Consider the following 15,190-nt stretch of genomic DNA (forward strand, 5'->3'; position numbering starts at 1 on the left):
CGCGCAATCCAACACCTACATTGAGCTCACCCCATCACTTTTCTGCAAGGAAACGACCATGAGCTCCTCCCCTTCTTTCAAGCGTGTCTGGATGATCACCGGCGCCTCGCGCGGCATCGGTGCCCGCCTCGTCGAGGCCGTGCTGGCCCATGGCGATGCGGTTGTCGCGACGGCGCGTGACAGTGCCGCGCTGCACCAGCGCTTCGGTGCCCAGGCCGGGCTGCTGGCCCTGCCGCTGGATGTGACCCGCGAGGCCGATGCCGCCCATGCGGTCGAAACAGCGCTGGCCCATTTCGGCCGCATCGATGTGCTGGTCAACAACGCCGGCTATGGCCTGCTCGGTGCGGTGGAGGAGGCGAGCGGCGACGAGGTGCGGCGTCTCTACGAGACCAATGTGTTCGGCCTGTTGAACGTCACGCGGGCGGTGCTGCCGAGCATGCGCTCGCGCCGCAGCGGCCATCTGATCAATATCTCCTCGCTGGGCGGCTACCAGTCGGGAGCCGGCTTCGGTGTCTATTGCTCGACCAAGTTTGCGGTCGAAGGCCTGACCGAGGCGCTGCACGCCGAACTGGCGCCGCTGGGCATCCATGCCACGGTGGTCGAGCCGGGCTATTTCCGCACCGACTTTCTGGAGAGCCAGTCGCTGGCCGTGTCGCCCAAGGTGCTGGAGGACTATGCGGCGAGCGCCGGTCAGGTGCGCGAGGCGGCCAAGCGCATCAGCCTGAACCAGCCCGGCGACCCGCAGCGCCTGGCCCAGGCCCTGATCCTGCTGGTCGAGACTTCGCGCCCGCCACTGCGCTTGCCGCTGGGCAGCGATACGCTGCAGACGATCCGCGCCAAGCATGCCTTTGTCGAGCAGGAAACGGCGGAGTGGCAAGCGCTGGCCGCCTCGACCGACTTCCCGGCCGGCGCCTGAGTGCCCGATCAGGCGTCGACGATCACCTCGAAGCCGCCAAAAATCATGCGCTGGCCATCGAAAGGCATATTGGCCGGGCCTATCGCCGTCATGCGCGGATCGGCCATCGCGTTCTTCATGCCCTCGTCGCGCATGCCGCGCGAGGGCCAGACGATCCACGAGAACACCACGCTCTCATCCTCCTTGCGCTGCACGGCCATCGTGAACGAGGTGAGCTTGCCCTCGGGCACATCATCACCCCAGCATTCGACCACCGACAAGGCGCCGTGGTCCTTGAAGACCTGGGCCGCGGTTGTCGCGAGTTCACGATAAGCCTCCCGCTTGGCGGTCGGCACGGCCAGCACGAATCCATCGACATAGCTCATTTCGCTGCTCCTGAAAAAGTTTGGCTTGGAATCCAGACGACGCCGGGCTGCACGCAAAATCGACGAGTCACCAGGAAAAAACTGCCATGACCCTTGCCCTGCCCCCCGCCGCACGCCCCGGCGACCCGCTGTCGGCCGTCGACACGCCGGCCCTGATCCTCGATCTGGACGCCTTCGAACGCAACCTCGATCGCATGCAGGCGGCCGCTGCAGCCGCCGGCCTGGCCCTGCGCCCCCATGCCAAGGCGCATAAGTGCCCGGCCATCGCCCAGGCCCAGATCGCGCGCGGCGCGCTGGGCATCTGCTGCCAGAAGGTCAGCGAGGCCATCCCCTTTCTGCAGGCCGGCATCAGCGACATCCACATCAGCAACGAGGTGGTCGGCGCCGCCAAGACCGCACTGCTGGCCCGGCTGGCGCTGCAAGGCCGACTGAGCGTCTGTGTCGACCACGCCGAGCAGGTCGCGGCGCTGGCTGCGGCCACGGCTGAGGCCGGCAGCCGGCTCGATGTCTTCGTCGAGATCAATATCGGCCAGCACCGCTGCGGCGTGGTCGCCGAGGCGCTGGCCGTGCTGCGCCTGGTCGAGGCGATTGCCGCCCATCCGCAGCTGCGCTTCAAGGGACTGCAGGCCTATCACGGCGCGCTCCAGCATCTGCGCGGCCATGCCGAGCGGCGCGAGGCGGTGGCCGCGGCGGCGGCGCGCACGGCCGCGGTCGTCGCGGCGCTGGCCCAGGCCGGGGTGCGCTGCGAGACCGTGACCGGCGGCGGCACGGGCAGCGCCGAGTTCGATCTGCACTCGGGTGTCTACACCGAGCTGCAGCCGGGCTCCTATGTCTTCATGGACGGCGACTACGGGCGCAACGACTACGGCCAGGCGCTGCGCTTCGAGCACAGCCTGTTTGTCGCCACCACGGTGATGAGCCAGGGCAGCGGCGATCGTGTGGTGGTCGACGCCGGGCTGAAGTCGCTGGCGGTGGACTCCGGACTGCCGACGCTCTGGGACGAGGCCGGGCTGGTCTATGTCTCAGCCAATGACGAGCATGGCCTCGTGCAGCTCGCCGATGCGAGTGTGCCCCGGCCGGCGCTGGGCCGCCAGCTGCTGCTGGTGCCCGGCCATTGCGACCCCACCTTGAATCTGCATGACGAGATCGTCGCGCTGCGCGCCGGCCGGGTCGAGGCTGTCTGGCCGATCGCGGCGCGGGGCTTGAGCCGCTGAGCCGCTGAGCCATTCGCAGTGGCGGCGGCCCAGGCTTGCGCCGGATCCATGGCGCGCAGCGACGACGCCGGCGTTTGCGCTATTTGTTGTCCGATTTGGCCGCCGGCACGCTCAGCACGATCTCTTCCGAGCCGCGACCGACCGCATCGCTGATGAGCAGACGCAACTCGCCTTCCGGGGCGTTGCTGCCGATGTGCAGGTCGACGATGACGACCGTGCCCTCCAGGCTCACGGTCAGGCTGCGTTGATTGTCCGGCGGCGTGCCTGGATTGCCCTGCAAGGACACCGCCGGCACGCCTTTGGCGCCGCTGATCTGGAAGCGATAGCTGCTGCCGCGCTGCACCGTGCGGTCGTCGGCCGGAAAGACGGCCAACGAAGCGCCGCCGCCGCCACGGCATTCGGGAATATTGCGCACCCGCCCCGCCATATCGTAGTGGTTGACCAGGAACTGGTTGACCACCCGGCGTGTCGCATAGAGCAGGGCAGTCTGCTCCACCACTTCGACAAACTCGGTGTCGGCCAGGCGGGGTACCCGGTTGAGCGCGGCAATCGCCTTGTCCTGTTCGGCGTTCTTTTTGCGCAGCTCGGTCAGCTCCCGGTCGCGGTGCTGGGCGTTCTTGGCTGCAGCCTTCTGCTCTGAGGCCAGCGCTCTCTCGGCATTGGGGTTGCTCTTGATCAAGGCCTCCAGCCGCTTGTTGACCTCGGCGAACTGTTGCGCCACGGCGGGGTCCAGGGTCTTGGCCGCCGGCGTTCCCGGCGTTGCCGCACCGGCCACCGGTGCCGGCGCATCGGATTCCTCCTGAGCCTCCCCGGGCTCGCCGCTTTCGGGCACGGGCGCGATGGCCTGGAATCGCCCGGTGACGGCCTTGAGATTGGCCAGCAGAAGTTCGGGTTCGACGATGCCCACATTGTTGCGCCGCAGTTCCTCGCTGACCGCCGCAACGATCAGATCGCCCTGTCGCCGCAGCTGGAACGCCGCGCTGTCGATTCGGGCGCGAAGTTGCTCGCCCGACAGCAGCGTCTTGCGGGCCTGGCGCAGCGCCTGTTCGGCTTCCTGTAGTGCTCGGCCCTCGAAGGTCGTCCTGTCGTTGCGCGGAATGCCGTGCTGAAAGCGCAGGCGCAGCACCACAGCGTCCAGATGGCGGATGCGGTCGCTCAGGGATGGCTCTAGGGTCGGCATATAGGTCGGGGCAAGGCTGGTGCTTGAGACCAGCTGCTCGTAGGCCTGCGGACTCAGCAGATAGGGCCTCGCCCGAGCCATCAGGCAGGACAGGGCCTTGAAGCCCTCGACATAGGTTTCATCGTGTTTCGGGTTGAGAAAAAGATTGCCGACGGCGTAGGCCGAACCGGCGCCAATGCCGGCCTTGGCGACATTGCGTCGGGTGGCTTCGCTGGCGACGCCGTCCTTGACGAATCCCGGCTTGAGGCCTTGATAGAGCCCCCAGGCACTCAGGCTGTAGACCGCCAGCGAGGAGAGATGGGCCGTGCGGGCGTGACTGGACAGGGAGTCGAACCATTCAACCCTTTGCAGATGCAGGTCGCGCAGGGCGGGACCGAGATTCTGCGCATAGCTTGTGAGCTGAGTACCCGGCGCGCCCTCCTTGGTGATCAGGTCGCTGTCCAGGGCCTCGCTGCGCTGGTAGGGGTTGATGGTGCTGCAGCCGGTCAGGAACACGGCGGCGAAGATGGTGCTGAGTTTGCATGGACCGGTCATGGCGCCCTCGTTCGTTGGAGATACCGGCCCTCAGGCTAGGCCCCCGGATCAGACGGCCGCATCCTCAAGGTGGAGGGTCTGGGCGCGGGAGCAACGACGTTCCCGCAGAACCCGCGCCTTTTCGCCACGGCCAGGAAGACGGTGGCGACGCCTCAGCAAGCTCGAGTTCCGCAACGGCCGCGACGCGCTGGCCGGTGGCCAGATCGACGACTGCTATGCGAACGACCGGCTCAGCATCGAGATCGCCCATCAGCAGGCCTTGGCCGACCCGATCTGGACCAAGCGGGTGCCGGCGCGGCTGGAGCCGGCCTATCTGCTGTCGAGCCAGCAGGCTTTTGTGGGTTTCTCTCAGCAGGCCCTGAGCAAACGGCCCGAGCTGGCCCAGCTGCGTGCCAGCGGCGAGATGCAGCGGCTGGCGGGCATGTACAAGCCGCGCTGAGCGCCGAGACCGGCGACATCACCCAGCCCGCGCTGGAAATCTGCACAATCACGCGCACCATCCATACCGGGGAGTACGAATGTCCTACTTGCTTTTGATCGTTGAACCCACCGGCCAGCGCGCGGAGCGCGGCCTTGACGCGGGCCGTGATGCCTGTGAGCAGATGGGGCGCTTCGGCGCCGATCTGCAGGCCAAGGGTCTGCTGGTGGGCGCCAATTCACTGGCCACCTCCGGTGTGCGCCTGCAGATGCGCGAGGGCCGGCGAGTGCTGACCGACGGGCCATTTGCCGAGGCCAAGGAGCTGGTGGGCGGCTATTTCCTGCTGAACTGCGAAAGCCGCGAGGAGGCGCTGGCCATCGCCGCCGAATGCCCGGCTGCCCAGTGGGCGAGCGTCGAGGTCCGCCGCATCGCCCCCTGCTACGAGGACTGAGTCGGGACCGAGGCGAGTCCCTGCGGACTCACTGACGCCCGACGAAGGCCCAGACGCGTCTCGTGCGGCTGGGCTGAGTCATGGCGAGGCCCTGCGGAATCGGCGATGCCCGACGAAGGCCCGGCCGCAGTCCGTGCGGTTGGGCTGAACCGCCGCCCTCAGACCGGCGGCCCGAACACCAGGGCCTGATGCACCGAGGCGCCGGCCATCACGCCGTCGGCCGAGGCGAAAGTGGCGTTGTGCGGCACGCGCGCGGCATCGCCGGCCGCGTAGACGCCGGCCACCGTGGTCTGCTTGAAGGCGTCAGTGCGTATCACCGGGCCGAAGGGGCCGGTGTCGAATTCGCAGCCCAGCTGCTCGGCCAGCGGGCTGGCCATCTCGGTGCGGCTGGCCAGATACAGGGCCGCGATCTCGATCAGCCGGCCGTCGCGCAGGCGCACGCCGCCGTCTTCCATGCCTGCCAGCGGCGCCGGCTCCAGACTGACGCCGCGCGCCAGCAGCTGGGCCCGCATCTCGCCATCGAGCTCAGCTTCGCGGCCGTTCAGCAACAAGGTGGTCGGGCCCCACTCGGGAATCAGCTGGGCCTGGTGCGCCGACATCGGTGCAACCCACAGCACGCCCAGCGGCCGGCCGTTGAACTCGTAACCATGGCAGTAGGGGCAGTGCAGCACGGTCCGGCCCCAGCGCTCGTGCAGGCCCGGGATGCCCTCGGGCAGGCGGTCGACGATGCCGCAGGCCAGCACCAGCTTGCGCGCGCGCAGCGCCTCGCCGCTGTCCAGCACCACCGAGAAACTGCCGCCGCCGGCCTCGGCCGCTGCGCCGACGGCCAGTCCCTGGATGAAGCGCACATTGGGGTAGGCCAGCAGCTTCGCGCGCGCGTTCGCGATCATCGCCAGCGGCGCCTCGCCGTCCTGGCCGAAGAAGCCGTGCGAGGCGCTGGCAAAGCGGTTGCGCGGCGCGCCGGCGTCGACGACGCAGACCCGGCGGCGCCCGCGCGCGATCTGCATCGCGGCGGACAGGCCGGCGAAGCTGCCGCCGATGACAAGCGCATCAAAAGTCATGGTCGTGGTGGTGTTGATGGGCCGCACCCCGGTGGGATTGCAGGCGTTGATGAAAGTCAGCGGACAGCTGGGCCAGGCTGACGCCCCCCAGTCGTGCCAGCAACAGGGCCTCGGCCTCGGCGAAGGCGCTGCCCAAGGCCGCATTGACGGCTTTCTCGACCAGGCAGTCGGGGTGCTCCGAGCGGTGGCCGATGGCCAGCAGGGTCGGCGCGCCCAGCGCCTCGTGCACATCGCGCAGACTGATATCGGCCAGCCGGCAGGCCAGCGACCAGCCGCCGCCATGGCCTTTCTCCGAGGCGACAAAGCCGGCCTCGCGCAAGCCGCCCAGCAGCCGGCGCAGCACCACCGGGTTGCTGCCCATCGCCTTGGCCAGCGTTTCGGAGGTGGCGGGGCCGTCCATTTCGGCCAGGTGCAAGAGCACATGCAGAACGGCGGAGAGGCGGCTGTCTCTAGTCATGCAACATCATATGTTTCATGATCTGAGAACGTCAAACCGTTTCGGTGAAAACCATCTGGTTTCGATAAAACCCTTTGTGTCGATGGTCTTGTCGATTTCGTCCGATCTGCTTCGTCGTGCATGCAGGGGCCGACGAAACGCTCCACCCAGCCAAGGAGAACACCATGCGTTACATGATCATCGTCCGGGCTACGGCCCAGAGCGAAGCCGGCGTGATGCCGCCGCCCGAGGACGGGCTGATGGCCGAGATGGCCGCCTTCCACGAGCAGCTGGCCCAGGCCGGCGTGCTGCTCGATGCCAACGGTCTCAGGCCCAGCAGCGAGGGCTGGCGCATCCGCCACCAGCGCGGCCAGCGGCTGCTGATCGACGGCCCCTTCGCCGAAACCAAGGAGCTGATCGCCGGCTACACGCTGATCCAGGTGCGCTCGCGCGAAGAGGCGATGGAATGGGCGCGGCGCTTTCCGGCGCCCTTTCGCGACCAGCTCTGCGAGATCGAGGTGCGCCGGCTCTACGAGCTGGAGGACTTCGAGGACCAGGCCTCCGTGGACCGCTTCCGCGAGCTGCCGCCCTACAAGAACTGAGTCACATCGTTAACATCAAACTTCAGGGAAAACATCCAATGATCAAGACCATTGCCCTCGTCATCGTCGCCGCCCTGGCCCTGCTGCTGATCTATGCCGCCACCCGCCCCGACAGCTTCCGCGTCGAGCGCAGCGCCCGCATCCAGGCGCCGCCCGAGAAGATCTATGCGCTGATCCATGATCTGAAGGGCTTCAACCGCTGGAACCCCTACGAGAAGAAGGACCCAGCCATCAAGGGCCAGTACAGCGCCGTCACCGCCGGCCCTGGCGCCCGTTATGGCTGGGAGAGCGACAAGGTCGGTGTCGGCAGCATGGAGATCACCGAAGTGACCGCGCCCAGCCGGGTCGCGATGAGGCTGGACTTCGTCAAGCCCTTAGAGGCCCATAACCAGGTGGAGTTCAGGCTCAGGCCCGAGGGCGGCGCCACCCAGGTGAGCTGGGCCATGCAAGGCCCCTCGCCCTTTGTCTCCAAGCTGATCGGCGTCTTCATCAGCATGGACCAGATGATCGGCCAGGACTTCGAGGACGGGCTGGCGAACCTGAAAAGCCTGGCCGAGCAGCACTGAATCACCCACCCACCCACCAAGCAAGCGAACAAACCACCCAGGGAGACCTCATCATGCACAAGCAAATCTTCGTCAATCTGCCGATCAAGGACATGGCCCGTTCGCAGGCCTTCTTCCGCGCCATCGGCTATGAGTTCAACAGCCAGTTCACCAACGATCAGGCCGCGGCCCTGGTGCTGGGCGAGAACCTCTATGCGATGCTGCTGGTCGAGGACTTCTTCAAGGGCTTCACGGCCAAGACCCTGGTCGATGCCCACCAGAGCACCGAGGTGCTGACCTGCCTGTCCTGCGACAGCCGGGCCCAGGTCGATGCGCTGGTCGCCAAGGCGGTGGCCGCCGGCGCCACCGTGCCGCGCCCGCCACAGGACCATGGCTTTATGTACTCCCATGGCTTCGAGGACCTGGACGGCCATGCCTGGGAGCTGATGTTCATGGACGCCAGCGCCGCCGCCAATCCCGCCCAAGATGCCTGAGCGCAGCGAGATCCATCGCGCCATCGATGCGGTCTGGCGCATCGAGTCGGCCAAGATCATCGCGGTCGTGGCCCGCATGGTGCGCGATGTGGGCCTGGCCGAGGAGCTGGCCCAGGACGCGCTGGTGGCCGCGCTGGAGCATTGGCCCGTCGACGGCCTGCCCGACAAGCCCGGCGCCTGGCTGACCACGACGGCCAAGCGCCGTGCGCTCGACCGCCTGCGCGAGCATGCGCTGCACGAGCGCAAACATGAGGAGATCGGCCTGGACCTGGAAGCGCTGCAGCAGCATGTCGAACCCGATTTCGTCGACGCGCTCGACGCCGCCCGCCAGGACGATATCGGCGACGACCTCTTGCGCCTGATCTTCACCGCCTGCCATCCGCTGCTCTCGACCGAGGCGCGGGTGGCACTGACCCTGCGCCTGCTGGGTGGCCTGTCCACCGACGAGATCGCGCGCGCCTTCCTGACCGCCGAGACCACGGTGGCCCAGCGCATCGTGCGCGCCAAGCGCAGCCTGACGGCGGCGCGCGTGCCCTTCGAGGTGCCGCCGGCCGGCCCGGCCCGCGCCGAGCGTTTGGCCTCGGTGCTGGAGGTGATCTACCTGATCTTCAACGAGGGCTACTCGGCCACCGCCGGTGACGACTGGATGCGCCCGGCGCTGTGCGAGGAAGCGCTGCGCCTGGGCCGGGTGCTGGCCGGGCTGGCACCCGATGAGCCCGAGGTGCATGGCCTGGTGGCGCTGATGGAGATCCAGGCTTCGCGCACCCATGCCCGCACCGATGCGCAAGGCCGGCCGGTGCTGCTGATGGCCCAGGACCGCAGCCGCTGGGACCGCTTGCTGATACGCCGCGGCCTGGCCGCGCTGCAGCGCGCCGCCGGCCCCGGCGCGGCGCTGGGCCCTTACGGCCTGCAGGCCGCGATCGCCGCCTGCCATGCCCGCGCGGCCCGCCCCGAGGACACCGACTGGGCCCAGATCGTCGCGCTCTACGACGCGCTGCACCAGCTGATGCCCTCGCCGGTGGTGGCGCTGAACCGCGCTGTCGCGGTCGGCATGGGCCAGGGCCCCGGCCTCGGCCCAGCCGCCGCGCTGGAGCTGGTCAACATGCTCGCCGCCGACCCGCAGCTGCAGGGCTACCACTGGCTGCCCAGCGTGCGCGGCGACCTGCTCGCCAAGCTGGGACGCGGCGCCGAGGCCCGCGCCGAGTTCGAGCGGGCGGCGGGCCTGACGCGGAATGGGCGGGAGCGGGAGCTGCTGCTGGGGAGGGCGGGGGAGGCGGGGTAGGGCGCTGGCGGGCGGGATGCGAGCAGGCCAGGCGAGCTGACCGGCGAGGACGGCGAGTTCCAGGGAATCGCGCCGGCCTACGATATCCTGCCCATGCGTTACGCCTCCATCGGCGGGGGCCTGGACCCAGAGCTGAGTCCGGTAGAACCCAAACGTCGGCCCCGTCGCGGATATCTCCACAGTCAAGACATGACCCCATCAGCATTGCCCATCTACCGGCAATGCCCCTACAAACCACGATGACCCACCACCTTGAGCTTCGATTCGAACCCGACACGGATGGCACGGGTGAGCTGTTCGCCTCGGCCCGGTGTGAGAACTTTTCCGGCGCCGGGTCGGCTTGGTTTCATGAGTGGGAAGTCCGGGCCTTCGGTGCCAAGCTGCAATCGTGCTTCCCGCTGCTCCCGGGCACGGAACTGCGACTCGAAGGAGGGTATTGGGATTCCAGCTGCTCGCCAACCCGACTGAAGGACGTGCTGGTGGGCATCCGGATCTACCCGGTAGGCATTACTGGCGAGATCGGGGTTCGCTTGGAGCTGGGCGACGGAACGTATGAGCGTCAGCGGCCGGAGAGCCGTGGGCGCGCAAGCTTCGAGCTCACGGCGACCTACGAGGACATCCAGAGATTCGGCGCTCAGATCCAGCTGCTGGTGCAGTCGACCGGCGGCACCGCCAGCCTCTATCGAAATGCCGCTTAGACGGTTGCGGGGCTTTCCGTCGCATGAGTTCTCTCATCAAGACCTGACCCCCGCACAGGTCCGCCATCCCACCAGCGCGCGAGCAACCCCATGGCCAAATACCTGATCTCCTTCCCCAGCGCCGCGATGGTCGTGCCCGATGGTGAGTGGGGGGCCGTCGGCCGCGACGCGCATGCGGTGATCGACGAGGCAAAAACCGCCGGCGTCTATGTCTTCGGCGGTGGCATCGATGAGGATGTGCTGCCCGTACTGGTTGCGGCTGACGGCACGGTGGCCGAGGGCGGCTATCCCTGGGCGCCTGCGCTCAATGGTGGCTTCACCGTGCTCGAACTGCCCTCGCGCGAGGCGGCCGTTGCCTGGGCCGCGCGCATTGCCAGAGCCTGCCGCTGCGAGCAGGAGCTGCGCGTCTTTCAGTTCGACCCGCAGTCCTGAGGAGGCCCGAGCGGCCGCAGCCCATAAACTGCCCCGCATGCCGTCCCCGTCCACCGCCTCCCTGAGCCAGCTGATCCTGTTGCGCGCCGTGCAGCGTCTGGAGGCACAGCAGGGGCCGTTGGACGACGCGCAGGCGATGCGCGAGGCCCATGCGCAGCAGCGCGCGATGCCGCAGCGCCTGCTGGCCCGGTCCGCCTGGCTGGCGCGCGAGCAGCGGCTGGATGTAGCACTGGCGCAATGGCGCGGCCGGCTGCCCTGGCTGGCGCTGTTGGCGGCCATGCTGATCGGCCTGCTGAGTTTCAGCCTGCTGCAGGCGGTGGTCGGGGGCAGCCGCCAGATCAATGCGGTGGCCGCGCTGCTGGCGGTGCTGGGGCCGCATCTGCTGAGCCTGGCGCTGTGGCTGCTGATGCTGGTCGCCGGGAGCGAGGGCGGTGGCCTGGCTCGTTGGCTGGCCTGGGCCATGGCCCGGCTGCCGGGCGGTACGCCCGCCCAGACCCTGGTGCTGGAGGCCGGCCTCGATGTGCTGGGCCGCAAGAGGGGGCTGAGCGCCTGGGTGCTGGGTGCCGTCAATCATGCGATCTGGTCGCTGGCCCTGCTGCTGACGCTGGCCGGCCTGGTGTTCGTCTTTTCCTTTCTGGCCTACCGCCTGACGTGGGAAACGACGATTCTGGATGCCCGTTTCTTCGCCGGCTTTGCCCGCATCAGCGGCTGGCTGCCGGGGCTGCTGGGCTTTGCCACGCCGGAGCTGGGCATTACCGGGTCGAGTGGCGCCGATGACAACCGGGGCTGGGCCCTGTGGCTGCTGGGCTGCACCCTGGTCTATGGTCTGGGCCTGCGCTTGATCGCGCTGCTGGTGAGCGTCTGGCGCAGCCGCCGCCTGCTCGCCGGGCTGACGCTGGACAGCGAAGACCCGCAGCTGCGCCAGCTGATGCAGCGCTTTGCCGCGCTGGACGCCAGCGCCCTGCTCGATGCCGAGCACCACCGCGCGCCGCCGCCGCCCGCGCCGCCCGAGGGCGGGCGCGTGATGCAGGGCGCGGCCCTGCTCGGCTACGAGCTGCCGCTGTCTCTGCCCTGGCCGCCGGCGGGGCTGCCGGCGCCGCCGCTGGCCCTGCGCATCGCCGGTGCGGCCGATGAAAAACGCCGCCTGCTGGCCCAGCTGCAAGACCTGGCCCCGCAGCGCCTGCTGCTGGTCTGCCATGGCCCGTCCAGCCCCGACCGCGGCACCGAGCGATTTGTCCGCGAGGCCTTGCAGCGGGTCGGTGCCGGTGCCCTGCTGCTCAGCGGCGAGGCGGGCGCCGCGCGCTGGCACAGCTGGGTGGCGGACTGCGCCCTGCCCCTGCAGGCGGTGTTCGACGCACCGGCGCCGGCGCGCGCCTGGCTGGAGGGGGCGGACCATGGCCGCTGAGTTCCCGGCGCTGAATATCGCGGTGGTCGGCCACACCAATGCCGGCAAGACCTCGCTGCTGCGCACCCTGACGCGGCGCGCCGATTTCGGCGCGGTGTCCGACCGGCCGGGCACGACCCGCCATGTCGAGGCCATCACGCTGGACCTGGACGATGGCGAGCCGGCGCTGTGCTTTGTCGACACGCCGGGGCTGGAGGATGCGGTCGCGCTGCTGGATCATCTGCACGGCCTGGACGCCGCGCTGCCGCGTGCACAGCGCCTGCAGGCCTTTCTGCAGGGCGAGGCAGCCAAGAGCCTGTTCGAGCAGGAGGCCAAGGTGCTGCGCGCGCTGCTGCAGGTCGATGCCGGCCTGCTGGTGATCGATGCCCGCGAAGACCCGGCCCTGCCCAAGTTCGCCGCCGAGCTCGAGATCCTGATGCTCGGCGGCCGCCCGCTGATGCCGGTGCTGAACTTCGTCCGCGAGCCGAGCGCTCAGGAGGCGGGCTGGCGCGCGCTGCTGGCGGCCCATGGCCTGCATGCGCTGCTGCGCTTCGATGTCGTCGCGCCCTTTGTCGGCGCCGAGACTCATCTCTATGGCGATCTCGGCGCCCTGCTGCCCGAGCGGCGCGCCCAGCTGGCGGGCGTGGTGGCGTTTCTGGAGCGCGAGCGCGCCGCCCGCCGCAGCGCCAGCCTGCGCCTGATCGCCGCCTCGCTGTTGGGCCTGGCGGCCTACCGCGAGGCTGCGCCCGGACAGCAGCTGGACGATGAGCATGCGCGAACGGCCTTTGTGCGCGCCTTTCGCCAGACGGTCAATGCGCGGCTGCAAATCAGCCGGCTGCAGCTGCTGGCCCTGCATGGCTTCGGCGCGGCCACCGCCGAGGCCGCCGAGCTGCCTCAGCTGGTCGGGCGCTGGGAGGCCGATCTGTTCAACCCCGAGCTGCTGAAACAGGCCGGCCGCCAGTTCGGCACCGGTGCGGCAGTGGGCGGCGCCATCGGCGTGGTGGCCGATGTGGCGCTGGCCGGGCTCTCGCTGGGTGCCGCCGCCACGCTGGGCGCGACCATTGGTGGCCTGGCCAGCCAGGGCCTGGGCCAGGTCGGCCGGCGCCTGGGCAACAAGCTGCGCGGTGTGCTGGAGCTGAGCCTGGAGGACGCAGCCCTGCTGCAGATCGCCACGCAACACCTGACCCTGCTGCTGGGCCTGGAGCGGCGGGGGCATGCGGCGCTGGAGGTGATGCGCGAGCAGGCCGGCATCAGCATTGAGCCCGAAGCCGTGGCGGCGCTGCTGCGTGCGCTGCGGCCGGCGCGCGGCCACCCGGAATGGGCCGGTGTCGGCGCACGGCCCGGCGGGGCCGACGAGGCGCGGGTGCTGGCCGCGCTGGCCTCGGCGCTGGCGGCGCAGCCGGGTGATGCTCAGTCGCCGAGCTCGATCAGCGCCGCCAGCGCCACGCCGCCCAGGCCGGCCGGCAGCGCGTAGTCCGCGATCACCCAGGCCCGCTGCGCGCTGTCGGCCGCCTCGGCCAGCAGCTCGCTGAGCAGGCGGCCGGAGCGCGCGTCCAGCGCGGCATAGGGTGTGTCCAGCAAGGTCAGCGCGGCGCCGCTGGCCGCAGCCGCCACCAGGCCCAGCTTGCGCCGGCTGCCGGTGGACAGCATGAACATCGGCTTGTCCATGTGCGGACTCAGCCCCAGCCCCTCGATCAGCCCCAACTCCAGCGCCGGCAGCCAGGTCGCCGCGAAGCGTCCCGCGCGCCGCTCAGCCAGCCAGGCGCGGGCAAGCACCGGGTCGTGCACCGGATCGGCCGGCTGCTCGAAGCTGCAGCTGGCCGTGTCGGCGCTGCGCAGGATCTGCCCGGCGCCGGGCGCCAGCTCGCCGGCGATCAGGCGCAGCAGGCTGGTCTTGCCGCGCCCGTCGCCGCCGCGTATCAGGCTCAGTCCGGGCGTGAGATCGAAGCTCAGGTCGGCGAACAGCGGGGCGCTTTGACCGGGATGGGTGTAGGCGAGGCGGCGGGCTTGCAGGAGGGCGATCGGGGCGGGCATGGTGGGTGGGGCGTCACCGGAGCGGCACGGGCGCCCAGTTTATGTCCGCACCGCCGGTGGCCTGGCCGGCCCTGTCATGCGCAAGTCTGTGGAGGCCCGCTTGCGCTGCCGGGCGTAGGCTGATGGCTTCTCGACCGTGACAAGGAGCTTCCCATGCCAGGTTCAAGCGTGCTTATGACGTCGACGTCCAACGATGCCGTCACCGACGGGTCACAGGGTAGTGTCGACAAGCCGGGTGTCAGCGACTTTCTGACCGTCCAGTCGTTCACGAACTTCGCCGCCGTGAGCGGCGCCATCACCGCAGCCTGGCACGCGATGCCCGCGCTGATACCGCAGGCGGCCGGCGCCTGGTTTCCCTATCTCTGCGCCGGCCTGTGGGCCGTCATCTCCTACCAGATCTCGAAAGACGGGCTGGCCAAGGACGACGGTAACGGGGGCAAGACCGTGCCCTGGGGCACGACGGGCCAGGCCTTGTTCTTCGCCCTCATCAACGCGCTGGTGCTGGCCGGCTCGGTGGTCGGCACCAGCGGTGCGATACGGGCCGTTGCGGCACCATAGCGTGGCGATGAACAGGTCCGTTTTCGGCCGGTTTTCTGCCGAGGTCCCGCTAGGCTTGAGTGATCAGACAAGCCAAGGAGACCGACATCATGAGTCCGAAGGAAGTAGTGAGCGCGCTTTACGCCGCCTATGCGTCCGGCGACCCCAAGCAGATCGGAGACCTGCTGCACGAGGAGGTGATCTGGGTCGCCCCGCCGGGCAATGCCACCCAGGTCGCGCTCGGCTTCGGTCGGGCCGAGGACGCAGGCCCGCCCGGTGATTCGAACAACCTCGGGCATCGCCATATCGTCCAATTCATGGCCTACAACTTCGCGCGCCTGTTCCTGAGGCCGAGCAACAAGTTCCGCTCGATGATTGCGGAGGGGGACCTTGTTTTTGTCGAGCATCGCCTGTCCGCGCTGCTGCCGAACGGACGGACCTATGTGAACGACTACTGCTTTGCCTACGAGGTCCGGGACGGCCAGGTGCGGCATATCCGCGAGTACATGGACACCCGGGGCGGCTGGGCCCAGGTCTTCGGCGAGGAGCCCGCGCGGGTGCTGCTGCCCTTCATCGAGCGATAGGCGAAGGCTTGGTTACGATCCGG

The 15,190-nt window shown here is 69.1% G+C and carries 19 protein-coding genes; 14 read left to right on the plus strand and 5 right to left on the minus strand.

Annotated features, from left to right (window positions below; all coding sequences use genetic code 11):
• Positions 1–58: 58 nt before the first annotated feature.
• On the plus strand, positions 59–916 hold the full coding sequence (locus ABGI63_RS03715) for an oxidoreductase (RefSeq protein ID WP_349741115.1): 858 nt from the start codon (positions 59–61) through the stop codon (positions 914–916).
• An 8-nt stretch (positions 917–924) separates the two neighbouring features.
• On the opposite strand, the gene ABGI63_RS03720 is transcribed toward ABGI63_RS03715, so the two are convergent.
• Positions 925–1,281 carry a DUF1428 domain-containing protein gene (locus ABGI63_RS03720; protein ID WP_349741116.1) on the minus strand — a complete coding sequence of 119 codons (357 nt, stop codon included), beginning with the start codon at positions 1,279–1,281 and terminating at the stop codon, positions 925–927.
• Between the two features lie 86 nt (positions 1,282–1,367).
• Between ABGI63_RS03720 and ABGI63_RS03725 the strand changes: the two genes are divergently transcribed.
• The gene (locus ABGI63_RS03725) at positions 1,368–2,495 is read left to right on the plus strand and encodes a DSD1 family PLP-dependent enzyme (RefSeq protein WP_349741117.1); all 1,128 of its coding nucleotides are present in this window, start codon (positions 1,368–1,370) and stop codon (positions 2,493–2,495) included.
• Between the two features lie 79 nt (positions 2,496–2,574).
• Here the strand turns inward: ABGI63_RS03725 and ABGI63_RS03730 are convergent, their stop codons facing one another.
• The gene (locus tag ABGI63_RS03730; protein WP_349741118.1) at positions 2,575–4,209 is read right to left on the minus strand and encodes a hypothetical protein; all 1,635 of its coding nucleotides are present in this window, start codon (positions 4,207–4,209) and stop codon (positions 2,575–2,577) included.
• Between the two features lie 259 nt (positions 4,210–4,468).
• On the opposite strand from ABGI63_RS03730, the gene ABGI63_RS03735 reads away from it, so the two are divergent.
• Both ABGI63_RS03735 and ABGI63_RS03740 read left to right on the plus strand, forming a co-directional pair.
• The gene (locus ABGI63_RS03735; RefSeq protein WP_349741119.1) at positions 4,469–4,648 is read left to right on the plus strand and encodes a hypothetical protein; all 180 of its coding nucleotides are present in this window, start codon (positions 4,469–4,471) and stop codon (positions 4,646–4,648) included.
• Between the two features lie 79 nt (positions 4,649–4,727).
• Positions 4,728–5,078 (plus strand): YciI family protein, encoded by a 351-nt coding sequence (locus tag ABGI63_RS03740; protein WP_137945330.1) that lies wholly within the window; start codon positions 4,728–4,730, stop codon positions 5,076–5,078.
• Positions 5,079–5,236: 158 nt separating this feature from the next.
• Here the strand turns inward: ABGI63_RS03740 and ABGI63_RS03745 are convergent, their stop codons facing one another.
• Both ABGI63_RS03745 and ABGI63_RS03750 read right to left on the minus strand, forming a co-directional pair.
• Complete coding sequence (locus ABGI63_RS03745) at positions 5,237–6,139, minus strand: NAD(P)/FAD-dependent oxidoreductase (protein WP_349741120.1); 903 nt, start codon at positions 6,137–6,139, stop codon at positions 5,237–5,239.
• Positions 6,129–6,596, minus strand: a complete 468-nt coding sequence (locus ABGI63_RS03750) for an Rrf2 family transcriptional regulator (protein WP_349741121.1) — start codon at positions 6,594–6,596, stop codon at positions 6,129–6,131. Before ABGI63_RS03750 ends, ABGI63_RS03745 begins: the two co-directional genes overlap by 11 nt.
• A gap of 164 nt (positions 6,597–6,760) precedes the next feature.
• Here ABGI63_RS03750 and ABGI63_RS03755 point away from each other — a divergent pair, with 164 nt between their 5' ends.
• The 8 genes from ABGI63_RS03755 (at position 6,761) to ABGI63_RS03790 (ending at position 13,486) form a co-directional block, all read left to right on the plus strand.
• Positions 6,761–7,177: a YciI family protein gene (locus tag ABGI63_RS03755; RefSeq protein ID WP_262972243.1), complete on the plus strand. Its 417-nt coding sequence runs from the start codon at positions 6,761–6,763 to the stop codon at positions 7,175–7,177.
• 38 nt (positions 7,178–7,215) lie between these two features.
• Complete coding sequence (locus tag ABGI63_RS03760; protein ID WP_349741122.1) at positions 7,216–7,743, plus strand: SRPBCC family protein; 528 nt, start codon at positions 7,216–7,218, stop codon at positions 7,741–7,743.
• Positions 7,744–7,796: 53 nt separating this feature from the next.
• Entirely contained in the window at positions 7,797–8,216 is a 420-nt protein-coding gene (locus ABGI63_RS03765) for a VOC family protein (RefSeq protein ID WP_137945326.1), read from the plus strand.
• Positions 8,209–9,498: an RNA polymerase sigma factor gene (locus tag ABGI63_RS03770; protein ID WP_349741123.1), complete on the plus strand. Its 1,290-nt coding sequence runs from the start codon at positions 8,209–8,211 to the stop codon at positions 9,496–9,498. Before ABGI63_RS03765 ends, ABGI63_RS03770 begins: the two co-directional genes overlap by 8 nt.
• Positions 9,499–9,737: 239 nt before the next feature.
• Positions 9,738–10,196: a hypothetical protein gene (locus tag ABGI63_RS03775; protein WP_349741124.1), complete on the plus strand. Its 459-nt coding sequence runs from the start codon at positions 9,738–9,740 to the stop codon at positions 10,194–10,196.
• Between the two features lie 90 nt (positions 10,197–10,286).
• Entirely contained in the window at positions 10,287–10,628 is a 342-nt protein-coding gene (locus ABGI63_RS03780; RefSeq protein WP_349741125.1) for a YciI family protein, read from the plus strand.
• A 37-nt stretch (positions 10,629–10,665) separates the two neighbouring features.
• Positions 10,666–12,033, plus strand: coding sequence for a DUF2868 domain-containing protein (locus ABGI63_RS03785; protein ID WP_349741126.1), 1,368 nt, complete (start codon positions 10,666–10,668; stop codon positions 12,031–12,033).
• Complete coding sequence (locus ABGI63_RS03790) at positions 12,023–13,486, plus strand: GTPase/DUF3482 domain-containing protein (protein ID WP_349741127.1); 1,464 nt, start codon at positions 12,023–12,025, stop codon at positions 13,484–13,486. The genes ABGI63_RS03785 and ABGI63_RS03790 overlap by 11 nt, the downstream gene beginning before the upstream one ends.
• Here ABGI63_RS03790 and ABGI63_RS03795 read toward each other — a convergent pair.
• The gene (locus tag ABGI63_RS03795; protein WP_349741128.1) at positions 13,423–14,046 is read right to left on the minus strand and encodes an ABC transporter ATP-binding protein; all 624 of its coding nucleotides are present in this window, start codon (positions 14,044–14,046) and stop codon (positions 13,423–13,425) included. The two genes, ABGI63_RS03790 and ABGI63_RS03795, sit on opposite strands and share 64 nt — an antisense overlap.
• A 174-nt stretch (positions 14,047–14,220) precedes the next feature.
• On the opposite strand from ABGI63_RS03795, the gene ABGI63_RS03800 reads away from it, so the two are divergent.
• A complete protein-coding gene (locus tag ABGI63_RS03800; RefSeq protein ID WP_349741129.1) occupies positions 14,221–14,604 on the plus strand; it encodes a hypothetical protein in 384 nt (127 codons plus the stop codon).
• An 89-nt stretch (positions 14,605–14,693) separates the two neighbouring features.
• Entirely contained in the window at positions 14,694–15,167 is a 474-nt protein-coding gene (locus ABGI63_RS03805) for a nuclear transport factor 2 family protein (RefSeq protein ID WP_349741130.1), read from the plus strand.
• The last annotated feature ends 23 nt before the right edge of the window (positions 15,168–15,190 follow it).

It is taken from the genome of Roseateles cavernae, assembly GCF_040187885.1.
GTDB lineage: Bacteria > Pseudomonadota > Gammaproteobacteria > Burkholderiales > Burkholderiaceae_C > Roseateles_E > Roseateles_E cavernae.

Excerpts from the sequence above, each read along its gene's own strand:
- ABGI63_RS03800 (WP_349741129.1), top strand. The coding sequence starts at position 14,221 with ATGACGTCGACGTCCAACGATGCCGTCACCGACGGGTCACAGGGTAGT.
- ABGI63_RS03770 (WP_349741123.1), top strand. The coding sequence starts at position 8,209 with ATGCCTGAGCGCAGCGAGATCCATCGCGCCATCGATGCGGTCTGGCGC.
- ABGI63_RS03715 (WP_349741115.1), top strand. The coding sequence starts at position 59 with ATGAGCTCCTCCCCTTCTTTCAAGCGTGTCTGGATGATCACCGGCGCC.
- ABGI63_RS03740 (WP_137945330.1), top strand. The coding sequence starts at position 4,728 with ATGTCCTACTTGCTTTTGATCGTTGAACCCACCGGCCAGCGCGCGGAG.
- ABGI63_RS03730 (WP_349741118.1), bottom strand. The coding sequence starts at position 4,209 with ATGACCGGTCCATGCAAACTCAGCACCATCTTCGCCGCCGTGTTCCTG.
- ABGI63_RS03720 (WP_349741116.1), bottom strand. The coding sequence starts at position 1,281 with ATGAGCTATGTCGATGGATTCGTGCTGGCCGTGCCGACCGCCAAGCGG.
- ABGI63_RS03725 (WP_349741117.1), top strand. The coding sequence starts at position 1,368 with ATGACCCTTGCCCTGCCCCCCGCCGCACGCCCCGGCGACCCGCTGTCG.
- ABGI63_RS03765 (WP_137945326.1), top strand. The coding sequence starts at position 7,797 with ATGCACAAGCAAATCTTCGTCAATCTGCCGATCAAGGACATGGCCCGT.
- ABGI63_RS03760 (WP_349741122.1), top strand. The coding sequence starts at position 7,216 with ATGATCAAGACCATTGCCCTCGTCATCGTCGCCGCCCTGGCCCTGCTG.
- ABGI63_RS03795 (WP_349741128.1), bottom strand. The coding sequence starts at position 14,046 with ATGCCCGCCCCGATCGCCCTCCTGCAAGCCCGCCGCCTCGCCTACACC.
- ABGI63_RS03755 (WP_262972243.1), top strand. The coding sequence starts at position 6,761 with ATGCGTTACATGATCATCGTCCGGGCTACGGCCCAGAGCGAAGCCGGC.
- ABGI63_RS03780 (WP_349741125.1), top strand. The coding sequence starts at position 10,287 with ATGGCCAAATACCTGATCTCCTTCCCCAGCGCCGCGATGGTCGTGCCC.
- ABGI63_RS03785 (WP_349741126.1), top strand. The coding sequence starts at position 10,666 with ATGCCGTCCCCGTCCACCGCCTCCCTGAGCCAGCTGATCCTGTTGCGC.
- ABGI63_RS03775 (WP_349741124.1), top strand. The coding sequence starts at position 9,738 with ATGACCCACCACCTTGAGCTTCGATTCGAACCCGACACGGATGGCACG.
- ABGI63_RS03790 (WP_349741127.1), top strand. The coding sequence starts at position 12,023 with ATGGCCGCTGAGTTCCCGGCGCTGAATATCGCGGTGGTCGGCCACACC.
- ABGI63_RS03805 (WP_349741130.1), top strand. The coding sequence starts at position 14,694 with ATGAGTCCGAAGGAAGTAGTGAGCGCGCTTTACGCCGCCTATGCGTCC.
- ABGI63_RS03745 (WP_349741120.1), bottom strand. The coding sequence starts at position 6,139 with ATGACTTTTGATGCGCTTGTCATCGGCGGCAGCTTCGCCGGCCTGTCC.
- ABGI63_RS03750 (WP_349741121.1), bottom strand. The coding sequence starts at position 6,596 with ATGACTAGAGACAGCCGCCTCTCCGCCGTTCTGCATGTGCTCTTGCAC.